We start from the raw sequence: 13,652 nt of genomic DNA, 5'->3' as shown, positions 1-13,652 counted from the left end.
CGTGGTCTTGCCGTGGTCAACGTGACCGATCGTGCCCACGTTCACGTGCGGCTTGGTCCGTTCGAATTTACCTTTTGCCATGTTTCTCTTCTTTCAAAAAAGTGGTGAATCGGTGTCTGTGCGATGCGGACCCAGCCCATGCCAGATCCGCTTTTGCGCCGATGCTTACTTCGCCTTCGCGCTGATGATCGCGTCGGCCACGTTACGCGGTGCTTCTGCGTAGTGCTTGAATTCCATCGTGTACGTTGCGCGGCCTTGCGTGAGCGAGCGCAGCGAGGTCGAGTAGCCGAACATTTCCGACAGCGGCACTTCGGCGCGAACGATCTTGCCGCCGCCAACCATGTCTTCCATGCCCTGGACGATACCGCGACGGCCCGACAGGTCGCCCATCACGTTGCCCATGTAGTCTTCCGGCGTTTCGACTTCGACAGCCATCATCGGTTCGAGGATGACCGGCTGCGCCTTGCGCATTGCTTCCTTGAACGCCATCGAACCGGCCATGCGGAACGCATTTTCGTTCGAGTCAACGTCGTGGTACGAACCGAACGTCAGGTGAACCTTGACGTCGACGACCGGGAAGCCCGCCAGCACGCCAGCCTTCAGCGTGTCCTGGATACCCTTGTCGACCGCGGGGATGTATTCGCGCGGAATCACACCACCCTTGATCTCGTCCAGGAACTCGTAGCCCTTGCCCTGCTCGTTCGGCTCGAGCGTGATGACCGCGTGACCGTACTGGCCGCGACCACCCGACTGCTTGACGAACTTGCCGTCCACGTCCTTCGCCGTCGCGCGGATCGTTTCGCGGTACGCAACCTGCGGCTTGCCGACAGTTGCTTCCACGCCGAATTCGCGCTTCATGCGATCGACCAGAATTTCGAGGTGGAGCTCGCCCATACCCGAAATGATGGTCTGGCCCGATTCCTCGTCCGTCTGGACGCGGAACGACGGGTCTTCCTGCGCCAGGCGGTTCAGGGCGATGCCCATCTTTTCCTGGTCCGGCTTGGTCTTCGGCTCGACGGCCTGCGAAATCACCGGCTCCGGGAACACCATGCGTTCCAGGATGATCGGGTTCTGCGGATCGCACAGCGTGTCGCCCGTGGTCGCTTCCTTCAGGCCGACCGCAGCAGCGATGTCGCCTGCGCGAACTTCCTTGATTTCTTCGCGGTTGTTCGCGTGCATCTGCAGAATACGGCCGAGGCGTTCCTTCTTGCCCTTGGTCGAGTTCAACACGGTGTCGCCCGAGTTGACGATGCCCGAGTACGCGCGGAAGAAGATCAGCTGGCCGACGAACGGGTCGGTCATGATCTTGAACGCGAGTGCCGCGAACTTCTCGTCGTCGGCTGCGCGGCGCTCTGCCGTTTCACCGTTTTCGAGTTCGCCCTTGACCGGGGGAATATCCACCGGCGACGGCAGGAAGTCGATCACGGCGTCGAGCATGCGCTGCACGCCCTTGTTCTTGAACGCGGTGCCGCACAGCATCGGCTGGATTTCGCAAGCGATGGTCCGGTCGCGGATCGCCTTGACGATTTCCGCTTCGGTCAGCTCTTCGCCGCCGAGGTACTTTTCCATCAGCTCTTCGTTGGCTTCAGCAGCCGACTCGACCATCTTCTCGCGCCATTCGTTGCACGAATCAACGAGTTCAGCCGGGATGTCGACGTAGTCGAACTTCGTACCTTGGGACGCTTCGTCCCAAATGATCGCCTTCATCTTGATCAGGTCGACCACGCCCGTGAACGTGTCTTCCGCGCCGATCGGCACCACGACAGGAACCGGGTTCGCCTTCAGACGCGTCTTGAGCTGCTCGTAGACCTTGAAGAAGTTCGCGCCGGTACGGTCCATCTTGTTGACGAACGCGAGACGGGGAACCTTGTACTTGTTCGCCTGGCGCCACACGGTTTCCGACTGGGGCTGAACGCCGCCCACTGCGCAGTAGACCATGCACGCGCCGTCGAGCACGCGCATCGAGCGCTCGACTTCAATCGTGAAGTCGACGTGGCCCGGGGTGTCGATGATGTTGATGCGGTGCTCGGGATAGTTGCCGCCCATGCCCTTCCAGAACGCGGTCGTAGCAGCCGACGTAATCGTGATGCCACGCTCCTGCTCCTGCTCCATCCAGTCCATGGTCGCAGCGCCGTCGTGAACTTCACCAATCTTGTGGTTCACGCCGGTGTAAAACAGAATGCGCTCGGTCGTCGTCGTCTTGCCAGCGTCGATGTGAGCGCTAATACCGATGTTGCGGTAGCGCTCGATAGGAGTCTTGCGAGCCACTTTGATCCTCTATGGGGAGGTGCGCGCCGGGATCGATCCTGACCGGGCCTATCCCGACCGGGCCGATCCCAACGTGCCTGAACACAAACGGGCGAGGCGCCTGATAAGCGCACCCGCCCGGAATTTTTTTCCGCTTTTTGAGCAAACCCCGGCAGGGGTCTTCTCTTAGAAGCGGAAGTGCGAGAACGCCTTGTTCGCTTCTGCCATCCGGTGAACTTCGTCGCGCTTCTTCATCGCGCCGCCACGGCCTTCGGCCGCTTCGGAGAGTTCACCTGCCAGACGCAGGGCCATCGACTTCTCGCTGCGCTTCTTCGCGGCTTCACGCAGCCAACGCATCGCCAATGCCATACGACGCGAGGGGCGCACTTCGACCGGAACCTGATAGTTCGCACCACCAACGCGGCGGCTCTTCACTTCCACCACCGGCTTCACGTTGTTGAGCGCAACAGTGAACACTTCCAGCGGGTCCTTGCCACCCTTGGTCTGGATCTGTTCGAAAGCGCCGTACACGATACGCTCGGCAACCGACTTCTTGCCGGAGAGCATCAGCACGTTCATGAACTTGGCTACATCAACGTTGCCGAACTTCGGATCCGGCAACACTTCCCGCTTGGGGACTTCGCGACGACGCGGCATGTTTCTTCCTTTAACTTTTCAGTTGAAGCGCGGGATGCATCCCTTGCGCTCCGCGGCCACCAACTAACCCGATTCATCCCGGGTTGCACATCCCCGGACTTACCAGCCTGGTCGGGTGACCACTTACTCGACAGCACCGGCGAATCCGGCACCTGTCGCTCTTATCGCCGGCACTCTCGCGAGCGCGACGACCTGTACAACACACTGCTGACTCTTACTTCGCAGCCTTCGCGCGCTTCGCGCCGTACTTCGAACGAGCCTGCTTACGATCCTTGACGCCCTGGGTATCCAGCGAGCCGCGAACCATGTGGTAACGCACACCCGGCAAGTCCTTCACACGGCCGCCGCGGATCAGCACAACCGAGTGCTCCTGCAGGTTGTGGCCTTCACCACCGATGTACGAAATGACTTCGAAGCCGTTCGTCAGACGAACCTTGGCGACCTTACGAAGTGCCGAGTTCGGCTTCTTCGGCGTCGTCGTGTACACACGGGTGCACACGCCGCGACGCTGCGGGCAGTCCTGCAGGGCCGGGCTCTTGCTCTTCGTAGCTTCCGAAGCGCGGCCTTTGCGAACCAGTTGATTGATGGTTGGCATTGTTTATTCCTGAAATTGAACAAAATCGACGCATTTATTTCCGGGCAAAGCAGAAAACCATGCGTGTCGAACTCCGGAAACCGAAAAAGCTGGCTTTTTATCGCGCAGATCAGCCGACGAATTAGTCAAACTAACCGACGCGCGCAAGCGTCCCAGAAACCGGAACCCAGCATGATATTCCGAAAATACCAAGCGAGTCAACGGCTTGCGTCATTTCGGACGACGGAGGATGTGACGGCGGCGTGACGCGCCACCGTGTCGATGCGACGCCGATGCAAGAATCGATGCGCTCAGTCGTCGCCGACGACCTCGACCAGCTCCTCGCCAAAGCGCTCGAGCTTGCGCGCGCCGATGCCGGGGATATCGCGCAATTCGTCGACCGACTCGGGGCCGTTGCGCGCGATCTCCGCCAGCGTGGCGTCGTGGAAGATGACGTAGGCCGGCACGCCCTCGCTCTTCGCGGTTTCGGTGCGCCACATCCGCAGGCGCTCCCAGCGCGCGCGCTGGCGCGGGCTCATGCCGAGGGTCGGATCGGCCCGCTCGCTGGTGCGGCTCGACGAGGCGCGCGTGCGCGTGGGCTTCACATAGCGGCGCATCGTGACCTTCTGCTCGCCTTTGAGCACGGACTTGCTTGCCTCGGTGAGCACGAGCGCGCCGAACCCGTCGTGATCGACGGTGAGGTAGCCGAACGCCACCAGCTGACGAAAGATGGCGCGCCATTCCGCCTCGGAAAGCGCCGAGCCGATGCCGAAGGTCGAGATCTTCTCGTGCCCGCGCTGCATGATCTTCTCGGTTCCGTTACCGCGCAGAATATCGATCAGGTGGCCGGCGCCGAAGTTGAAACCGCTCGCGCGCTGCGCGCGGAACACACAGGACAGCGCCATCTGCGCCTCGCGCGTGGCGTCCCACGTGGCCGGGGGCTCGATGCAGGTGTCGCAGTTGCCGCACGGCTTGCTCTCTTCGCCGAAATACGCGAGCAGGCGCACACGCCGGCACGTGGCCGTCTCGCACAGGCCGAGCAGCGCGTCGAGCTTGCCCGTCTGGACGCGCTTGTGCTGCTCGTCGGCGTCCGACTCGTCGATCATCTTGCGCTGCTGCACGACGTCGCCGAGGCCATAGGCCATCCACGCATTGGCCGCCAGCCCGTCGCGGCCCGCGCGGCCGGTCTCCTGGTAGTAGCCTTCCACGCTCTTGGGCAAGTCGAGGTGCGCGACGAAACGCACATCCGGCTTGTCGATGCCCATGCCAAACGCGATGGTCGCGCACATGACCACGCCTTCCTCGCGCTGGAAGAGCTCCTGGTGCTTCTGGCGCACCTCGAACTCCATGCCGGCGTGGTACGGCAATGCCCGGATGCCCTGCCCCTTCAGCCACTCGGCGGTTTCTTCGACCTTGCGGCGCGAGAGGCAGTAGACGACGCCCGCATCGGTCGTGCCGTCGGCGCGTGTGTGCTCCGCGCGGATGAAGTCGAGCAGCTGCGTGCGCGCGTTGTCCTTCTCCACGATGCGGTAGCGGATGTTCGGGCGGTCGAAGCTCGACACGAAGATGCGCGCGTCGTCGAGCGCGAGACGGTGCACGATCTCGTCGCGCGTGATTGCGTCCGCAGTGGCGGTGAGCGCGATGCGCGGCACGTCCGGGAAGCGCTCGTGCAACACCGAGAGCTGAATGTACTCGGGCCGGAAATCGTGCCCCCATTGCGACACGCAATGGGCCTCGTCGATCGCAAAGAGCCCGATGCGCGCGCGCTCTAGCAGATCGAGAAAGCGCGGCGTCATGAGACGCTCGGGCGCGACATAGAGCAGGTCGATGTCGCCCTCGCGCAGCGCGCGCTCGGTGGCGGCGGCCTCGGCGCCGGTGAGCGTGGAATTCAGGTACGCGGCGCGCACGCCGACTTCGGTGAGCGCGGCCACCTGGTCCTGCATGAGCGCAATCAGCGGCGACACCACGATGCCGGCGCCCTGGCCCGCTTCGTGGCGCACGAGCGCGGGAATCTGATAGCAGAGCGATTTGCCGCCGCCCGTGGGCATGAGCACCAGGGAATCGCCGCCCGCCGCGACATGCTCGACGATCTCGGCCTGCTGCCCTCTAAAGACGGGATAACCGAAGACTTCGTTGAGAATTTCGAGGGAGCGGGACATGAAGGGGGCACACGTGATGGGGCGGGGTTGCCGCATTTTACCAACCCGCACCCGCCTCGACCGCCAAACTCCGCGACGTTGGCCGAACGGCAGTGAGGCGGGCTGCCGCACCGCCCCCCCCCCGCCCCCCGCGGCACGTCACGTCATGCGTTCCTCGATAAGCCCAGGCAATTTCTCGTAGCTGAACGTCATCACCACACGACGCTCGGCGTCCTGCGCCTCGGCCAGATCGCGGCGCATCGCCGCGCATCGCTCGAGCGCATACATGAGGACCAGCGGCACGAGGGCGACGCAATAAAGAGGAACGAAGCCCCACGAAGGCGCCCACTTCGCGAATGCAGCGCACACGAGCACCGCCCAGACGACCGTCGATACGACGTAGAGCGCGTAGCGGCGGAGTCTGGACAGGGCGAGCCATCGCGACGGACCGGCGAGCGAAGCGAATTGGCCATCCGCCTTGCCCATCAGAAGCTCGCCCACCAGAGTGGCGCGCCGCGAGCGCGCCGCGAAGCAGAGCATGAATGCGCACACGATCAGCAGCAAAACGACAAAGGCCACGACAAACGGCGCATAGCCGTACCCGTGCTCCAGTGAATACGCCGGCTTGTGCCGAACCGGCAGCACGAGCGCGAAGTTGGTGGCAATAGCGATAAAAAGGTCGGCCGCCACCAGTTGAGCCGCGCGATGCTGCGACTGAGCGATGGCGTGCTTGCCGCTCAAAATCCTCAACGCATCTTGCGCACCCGCGCGTGCAGCCAGCAGCGAAAAGCCGACCGTCGCTGCGGGAAGCAGCACGATCGTGTAGCACCAGGCAAACAGGACGAGATGCCCGGGAAAGAGCGCGTCCGCGAGAAGGCAAATGAGCGCGGCAAACTCGAACCCCACAACGGCTGCCATCCAGGGGTTGCGGATGAGCGCGCCCTGCCAGGTGCTGTCTTGCGCATCGCCGGGGAAGCTCGGATTCGGATCGAATACCTTGCCCGCGCGGATCGCGTAAAACCAGTAGCCGCCACTGTCCCGGGCAATGGCGAAGAAAATCGACGCGGAAATCATGCCGAGCCCCGCGATCGCCTGCGCAACCGAAAGGCCGGGCGCATTGCGCGTCAGCGAGGACACCAGTACGGTGGCAATCACGCCGGTCACGACGATGATCGCCACCATGCGGCGCCTGATGTATTCAGAGGAACTCGGCACCATCTCGACCTCGCTTAGCAGACGGACTCGGCTGGCTCGCACCGCGCGGACCAGTCGTCGAAGCAGGAGACATCGAGCTGCGCGCCCGCGGGGTAATGCGATGCGAGCATATGCGTCAGCATCCTTTTCGCCCCCATCTCGGCGAAGCTCGTGCGGCCGCGCGAAAGCATCGCATCCATCGTTTCCCGCCAGCGCACCGTCTGGGTCAGATGGCCGCACAGGTTCTCGACAATGACGTCCACGTCCTCTTCAACGCCGGCGCTCAGGTTCATGTACACCGGATGCACCGGCTTGCGCACCGCAAGCGCGCGAAGCGCCTCGCGCAAACGCGGGACGGCCGGCGCCATCAGATTGCTGTGCCATGCGCCGTTGACAGGCAGCTTCACAACGTCGTAGCCGGCGCGCTGCAACTCCGCGATCATCGCCTTGACGTCCGACGCCGTTCCGGAGAGCACTTGCTGACGCGGCGAGTTGTCGTTGGCAATCTGCACGCCTGCGCCAGCGCCCGACTCGTCGAGCAGGCCCTGCAGCGTGGACCGGTCGATGCCCTTCACCACGTACATCGCGCCATCGCTCGCCTCGGCCATTTCCTCCATCAGATTGGCACGCGCGGTGATCGCCTTGAAGAGCATCGGCATATCGAAGGCGCCCGCGGCGTAGAGCGCGGCGTACTCGCCCGCGCTGTGCCCGGCGAACACCGGCCGCTCGATCGCCATGAACTCGCGCAGGCGCTCGAACATCGCGACGCTGACCGTGGTCACCGCAAGCTGCTGAAAGCGCGTGCGCGTGAGCCGCGTCATCGGCCCCCTGCGGCACAGCTTGCGAACGTCGACACCCGAGTAGTCGCTCGCGCAGTCCCAGACGGCTGTCGTGGCGGGCGACACGTCGCAGACTTCGGCACCCATGCCGATCGCCGGATTGCCCTGCCCCGGGAATAGAAAGACGTGATCGGAGATCACGCGCTCAAACGATGATTCGCGTTCCTGCATAAACATACCCCCTCCTGCCGAATTGCCCGAATTCAGAACGGCTCGATCCGAAACTCATCGAGGCTCCCGTGTAAAGCTCGACGTGATTGCTTGCGAAGGTGCTCAAGCGTGCGTTGGCATATGCACTGCCATCGACCAGATTCGTCGTCACCGACGCCGTCCAGTCGAGCTTGCGGAGCGCCTGCTTCTTTGAACTGACGAAGACGGTCAGATAATGCTTGCCGAGCAGGTTGCCCGCCCGGTTCGCGTTGTCCGTCTCCGATGCGAAGAGGCTCGAGTACTGGTCGTAGCCCGACGCGAGATTTGCGGCGACGGAGGGTGGCAAGCCTTTCGCATAGCCGCCGTTGACGAACGTGACCGTGTCGAAGTAGCCCTTCCATTCGCTGCGGCTGTAACCCTGGCTCTGGCCGTAGTATTCGATGCCATATTCCCTGCGATCGGAATCGGTGTAGCGCAGGCCAACGGCAATATCGGTAAGCGCGCCGTCCCGGTCGATCGAAAAAGGATCGCCCACGTTCTGATACGAGCGGATGGCCGCCGCCTTGGCCATATTCAAATGGCGCCAGCGCTGCCCCTTGCTGACCGACGCCTGCACGCCCAGCATGAGGTTGTCCATCAAATAGCCGCTGGTCCCCACGCCGAGCACGTTGTAGTCGCCCACCACCGCCGCGACGGTAGGATTGAAATTGCTCAGCGCCGAAGACGTGAATGCCGCGTAAAAGCGGTTGTTGGAGTTGGTGCGCTCGAGCGCGCTCCATCTCTCCGCGGATTGCGCCTGGTCGTTGTTGGTCGCGAGCTTCGGCAAGTAAGCGAGGTCGATCGTGCCATGGTCGTTGTATGCAGTCACGCCCAGCCCCACCGACCCTTCACGGTAGAACCCGTAGCGGTTCGTGTCGCCATTGCTGACGAGCGTGGAGCGCAGATTTCCCGACGTATTGCGAACCACGTCGAGCGGATTCTGCGAAAACAGATTGCCGTTACTGCGCTCGATCTTGCCGACGTCGAGGAAGATCTGCTCCGACGGCTTCCAGGTGACGTACCCCTCGTTCAGGATGGCAAGGCCGCTGTCCTTTTTGCCGTCGAGTGTGCCGGGATCTTCCGTGTCCATCGCATACTCCGCGACCCCCGACGCCTTCACGCTGAACTGCCCGGAGAGCTGGCACGAAATGGTCCCGCTGGCATAGCCATTCACGGTGAAGTTGCTCGGGGACGAATCGCTGCCCCACAAGCTGTCGCGTGAGAGCGCGCCGTCGCCCTCGAGGCCCACGTAGCCGCGCGCGGAAGCGCAGTCGAACGCATGCGCCGGCGGCGCGAACCACTGCGCCCCCAGCGCGGCAAAACACGTTAGTGCTAAGCGGTTTTTCACTATCCCTGTCCTGTCATGTCAAACGATGACGCCTTTGTCGGCCAATCCGTGCTCCCCCCGAACCGCAGCAGTTCGAGCGGATCAATTCAGGCGCATGAGATAGTCGATCTGGAAATAGCTATCCGGCAGCGACTCGTAACGCACATCGGAATAATCCATGGTCGTATAGTTATCCTTACGAAGCGAATCCTCAACGACGATACGATGCGGGCGCATCTGCCCAAGCTCCGAACGAAAATCGCTGTAGTACGACCGCTTGATGACCACGCCGGAATCGGACATGAAGTCGGCTCGATACGGATAGAACGTATCTTTCTCGACCCAGTACATGATCTTCGGGTATGTTACGAACGGCCAGCGCCGCTGCAACGCGACGCGATAGCATGTGGTCTTGCCGCAAGGCTCCTCGCCTTGCAGCTGCGAGACGTACGAATAGTCGAAATCCGCCGCGACAACGTCACCGTTCGAGATCTGCCCAATGAGCCGCTGCTGCTTGGAGATGGGGATCGGCCGGCGCAGATCCGGCGCGTAGTACCACATCTTCTCGTAGTCCGAGAGCATGGCCTTGCCCTTGTCCCTGACCGGCTCGACAAAGCGCACGAGCGCGCGCGCGTCGCCCTTCAGAGCGCGCTCCGAGAACTTGTAAAAGCGCATGGAGATATCGAGCGTCTGCTGGTTCACGCTCTTGCCGCCCTGAAACTCGCTGAGCTTCACGGAATAGCGGAACGGCTGATCCGGCGCGCGCACGCGATCGGCCATGCGAATGATGTGCTGGGCCTGGGCGTCCTGCTGCACAGGGGCACCGCTTTCGCTCGCCGGCGCTGCAGCGGCGGACGCCGGCAAAGCGAGCGGGACCGCTTCGTCGGCCGACGCGGCCGATGCAGCACTCACCAGCAACGCCGCAACAAGCGCTACTTTTCTGTGTATCATCGGCGCCCCCTCAGGCTGACAGCCCGCCGCCCAGATCGGCCAGCACCGTCGCGCCGCGGATAGCCGAGGATTTCGGCGAAATCAGGAACGACACGATTTCCGCGACTTCTTCGGGTTCGATCGCCCAGCGGCGGTTGCCCGCCTCGAAGCGCGCCACGGCTTCCGGCCACATTTCCTTGAGAATCGGCCCCATGTCCGTGTTGACGAGACCGGCGCAGACGCCGTTGACGCGCACATTGCGGTCATAGAGTTCGACTTCGAGATAGCGCACGAGATTCTCGAGCGCCGATTTCATGATGCCGAGCGGATACTTCGGCATGACGACGCGGCTACCCATGCTCGAGAGAACGCAGATCGTGCCGCCGTCCTTCATCATCGGCACCACTTCGTTCACGCAGGCGACGTTGCCGACCAGATTGCTGTTGAGCAGCAGTTTCCAGTCGAACTTGTTCATGTCTAGGAACGGCTTGAAGGGCGAGCTCGCGGCGTTGAGCACGAGGTGATCGATCTGCTCGATGCCATCGGCGCGCAGCGCCTTCATCATGCTCTCGATATCGCGGGTCTCCGCAATGTCCCCCTTGGCGAGCCGGATATCGACACCCTTCGCCTCGTCGCTTTGCAGGAATCGCTGCAGATTCGCGATCGACTTGCCCTGCTCCGATCGATAATTCAACACGAGGTCGTAGCCCTCGGAGGCCAGCAGTCGAGCGATCGCGAAACCAATACCGCGGCCCGCCCCCGTAATCAGAACCCGTTGCTGCTTTTTCATCTGTATTTCCTTTTGTCGTTGATAAATGTTGATATGTGGTTCAAACGAACCTGAATGCTTCGGCAATGACGAGATTCGCAGCGCGCCGCGCCGGCATGATCGAGGCAATCACCGCGGTGACCAGCGGCAGCGCGCACGCGAACCAGAACAGCCGGTAATCGCCCGTCCACATGACAAACGCCAGATAACCCTGGGTGTAGCCCGGCGACGGCGGCATGGGCACACCGTTGATGTTGATGAGCTCGGCAATGCCGATCCCGAGCACGACGCTGATCGCGGCGCCGAGCAAACCGATCACGATGCCCTCGAGAATGAAGAGCCGGCCAACGTGGCGCTTCGTGAGGCCGAGCGCGCGCAGCGTCGCGATCTCCCGCGTGCGCTCGACGACGCTCATCATCAATGTGTTGCCAATCATGAAGACGACGATCACGCTGACGAGCGCCTTGATGAAGAAGAAGATGCCCTCGAACAGATTGACGACCTGGTGATAGAACACGGCGAGATCGGTCCACGGACGCGCTTCGAGCGGCAGATTGCGTGCCTTGATGATCTCGTCGATGCGCCGCATGGCTGCATCGGTATAGTCCGTGTTGTCGAGCAGAATGATCATGCGGCTCACGTTCGAGGTCTGCAGCAGTTGCTGCACCGTCTTCAGCGGCAGCTTGATCGTGGTGTCGTCGTACTCCTTGATGCCCGAAGAGAACACGCCGCGTACCTGCACCGACATGGCGTTCTGCCCCCCGCCCGGCGTGACGACGAGCATATCGGTGTAGTCGTCGTACTTCGCCTTCAGGGCGGCGGCCACACCCGAGCCAATCGTCACCCCCTTCGACTGGATACGCGAGAGGTCGCTTCCGGACACCACGCGATCGAGTGCGCCGAGCTCGAGCGAAGTCTCGGGCTCCACGCCCACGCCCGAGAAAAAGGTCGACACGCCGCTCTCATAGCGAGAAATGATTCCCGAAAACTCGATGCGCCCGGTCACGGTCTTGATATGCGGCCCGATCACCGGATCGGTGCGCAAGATGCGCGCGATTTCATCATAGTTAGCAATGCTATGCGTCATGGTTCCGACCGCGGCGCCGCTCTCGAGATACCCTTTTTCGTAGAGCTGGATGTGGCCGACGTTCGTGCGAATCGTCTGCTCGCGCAAAGCCCAAAAGGAATAGTCGACAAAGCCGCCGAACAGAAAGACCGCGACACCGCCGAGGACGATGGCGAGCAGCGTCATGCCCGAGCGGCGGCGCTGGCGAAACAGATTCAGAAAGACATACTGAAGATCGGTACGGCGCCACAGGCAAGCACCGAGCGCAACCGCAAAGGCGTAGACCATCACGGCGTTCGAAAGATAGAACAATGCAGTGCTCATCGCTGCTCCTTCACGATGGGTTCCAGCACGTTGGCGATCTCCGCAGGCGTCATGGGCGGGGCGGGCGCGACAGCGGACGCTTGCTCCGGATTGCCGCCCGCCAGCGACGAGCCCTGGCGGCACACATCCTGAGCGCGCCCCCGCATGAAGTCGATCATCGGCATCAGGTCGCGCGGCACAGCCGCATTCGACTTGAGGTAGGCCGTGTCCTTGAGTGCGATCACGCACCGTCCAGTCGAAGGCGGCGCGAACGCGTCGACGCGCGTGCGCTGGTAGCGCAGCCGCCAGTCGTCCGGCGCACTATCCGCGGCCTCGTCGACGTAGAAAAATCCCTGCTTCGCGCGCTCGGCTGCCTGCATGAAATTCTTGTTGGCAAGATACTGACGCGCCAGACGCAGCAGGCCGTACCCGTAATACATCTTCGCGTTCAGGTCCGCCGGATCGCGCATGAGCGTTGTCCTGAGCGTGGACACTGCGTGGTCGAGGTCCGAGCCCGAGGCGCGCTGCGCGATCGCGAGAATCGCCTGCGCACGGGCATCGCCCGTGCTCTGCGCACTCAGCGCGGCCAGCGTCGCCGCGCTTCGCGCCGCGTCGCTCGTTGCGTTATCCGCCATGGCCTGCGCGCTCGCGAAGAGCATCGCGCAAAGGGTGCCGCGCAAAAGCGCCTTAAATTTGCTGCCCATCTCGTTTGAGCCTCCCATCCTCGATCTCGATGACACGTCGCGCCCTGTCCTTCAATTGCAGCGAATGGGTGGAGATGACGAACGTGGTCTGCAGTTCTTTGTTCATGTCGAGCAGCAAATCGACGATTTCCTCGCCCGTGTGCGTATCCAGATTGCCCGTCGGCTCGTCCGCGACAACCAGCGCCGGGCGCTTCACGAGCGCACGCGCAATGGCGGCACGCTGCTGCTGCCCGCCGGAAAGCTCGCCCGGTCTGCGCTTGTAATGCGCGATCAGACCCACGCGCTCGAGCATCGACATCACCTCGTCGCGCGCATCCGCGCGGCTGTGCCCGTTGAGCATCAACGGGTAGTACACGTTGTCGAATATGCTGAGGACCGGCAGCAGGTTGAAGAACTGGAACACGAAGCCAATCGTCTTCGCACGCAGCGCAGCAGCCGCGACGTCGCTCAAGCTCCCGAAATCGTGATTGAGGAGCAGCGCGCGCCCTTCGGTTGGCGCATCGATGCCGGCCATCAGATTGAGCAGCGTGCTCTTGCCGCTGCCCGACGGCCCGCACAACGCGACGAACTCGCCCGGCCGTATCGTGAGGTCGATGCCCTGCAGGGCATGCACCGCGCCCGCGCCGCTTCCGTAGCGCTTGCCGGCGCCCTGCATCTGGACGATCGGCAGGGGTTGTACGCTAATAGTCATGACCGCACCTCCAATGCCGCCCGC

General features: G+C 62.6%; 12 protein-coding genes and 1 pseudogene. All 13 read right to left on the bottom strand.

Annotation, left to right across the window (positions count from 1 at the left end):
- Positions 1-81: pseudogene (locus tag EYW47_RS39085) on the bottom strand (GTP-binding protein); the annotation flags it as partial.
- Between the two features lie 84 nt (positions 82-165).
- Entirely contained in the window at positions 166-2,268 is a 2,103-nt protein-coding gene (gene fusA, locus EYW47_RS39080; RefSeq protein ID WP_133200148.1) for an elongation factor G, read from the bottom strand.
- Between the two features lie 165 nt (positions 2,269-2,433).
- On the bottom strand, positions 2,434-2,904 hold the full coding sequence (gene rpsG / locus EYW47_RS39075; RefSeq protein ID WP_006053291.1) for a 30S ribosomal protein S7: 471 nt from the start codon (positions 2,902-2,904) through the stop codon (positions 2,434-2,436).
- Positions 2,905-3,118: 214 nt separating this feature from the next.
- On the bottom strand, positions 3,119-3,499 hold the full coding sequence (rpsL, locus tag EYW47_RS39070; RefSeq protein ID WP_027797953.1) for a 30S ribosomal protein S12: 381 nt from the start codon (positions 3,497-3,499) through the stop codon (positions 3,119-3,121).
- Between the two features lie 290 nt (positions 3,500-3,789).
- Positions 3,790-5,637, bottom strand: a complete 1,848-nt coding sequence (gene recQ, locus EYW47_RS39060) for a DNA helicase RecQ (protein ID WP_133200146.1) — start codon at positions 5,635-5,637, stop codon at positions 3,790-3,792.
- 138 nt (positions 5,638-5,775) lie between these two features.
- Positions 5,776-6,834: a hypothetical protein gene (locus tag EYW47_RS39055; RefSeq protein ID WP_133200145.1), complete on the bottom strand. Its 1,059-nt coding sequence runs from the start codon at positions 6,832-6,834 to the stop codon at positions 5,776-5,778.
- An 11-nt stretch (positions 6,835-6,845) separates the two neighbouring features.
- Entirely contained in the window at positions 6,846-7,826 is a 981-nt protein-coding gene (locus EYW47_RS39050) for an ACP S-malonyltransferase (RefSeq protein ID WP_133200144.1), read from the bottom strand.
- Positions 7,795-9,186 (bottom strand): hypothetical protein, encoded by a 1,392-nt coding sequence (locus tag EYW47_RS39045; protein WP_133200143.1) that lies wholly within the window; start codon positions 9,184-9,186, stop codon positions 7,795-7,797. Before EYW47_RS39045 ends, EYW47_RS39050 begins: the two co-directional genes overlap by 32 nt.
- A gap of 81 nt (positions 9,187-9,267) precedes the next feature.
- The gene (locus tag EYW47_RS39040) at positions 9,268-10,077 is read right to left on the bottom strand and encodes an outer membrane lipoprotein-sorting protein (RefSeq protein ID WP_205710239.1); all 810 of its coding nucleotides are present in this window, start codon (positions 10,075-10,077) and stop codon (positions 9,268-9,270) included.
- Positions 10,078-10,126: 49 nt separating this feature from the next.
- Positions 10,127-10,885, bottom strand: coding sequence for an SDR family oxidoreductase (locus EYW47_RS39035; RefSeq protein WP_133200141.1), 759 nt, complete (start codon positions 10,883-10,885; stop codon positions 10,127-10,129).
- Between the two features lie 40 nt (positions 10,886-10,925).
- Positions 10,926-12,254, bottom strand: a complete 1,329-nt coding sequence (locus EYW47_RS39030; RefSeq protein WP_133200140.1) for an ABC transporter permease — start codon at positions 12,252-12,254, stop codon at positions 10,926-10,928.
- Positions 12,251-12,937 carry a hypothetical protein gene (locus tag EYW47_RS39025; protein WP_133200139.1) on the bottom strand — a complete coding sequence of 229 codons (687 nt, stop codon included), beginning with the start codon at positions 12,935-12,937 and terminating at the stop codon, positions 12,251-12,253. Before EYW47_RS39025 ends, EYW47_RS39030 begins: the two co-directional genes overlap by 4 nt.
- Positions 12,921-13,628 (bottom strand): ABC transporter ATP-binding protein, encoded by a 708-nt coding sequence (locus EYW47_RS39020; protein ID WP_133200138.1) that lies wholly within the window; start codon positions 13,626-13,628, stop codon positions 12,921-12,923. The genes EYW47_RS39025 and EYW47_RS39020 overlap by 17 nt, the downstream gene beginning before the upstream one ends.
- Positions 13,629-13,652: the final 24 nt, after the last annotated feature.

This window comes from Paraburkholderia silviterrae (genome assembly GCF_004353915.1).
GTDB classification, from domain to species: Bacteria; Pseudomonadota; Gammaproteobacteria; order Burkholderiales; family Burkholderiaceae; genus Paraburkholderia; species Paraburkholderia silviterrae.
The sequence above is the reverse complement of the archived record's forward strand: the minus strand, read 5'-3'. Positions and strand labels throughout refer to the sequence as shown.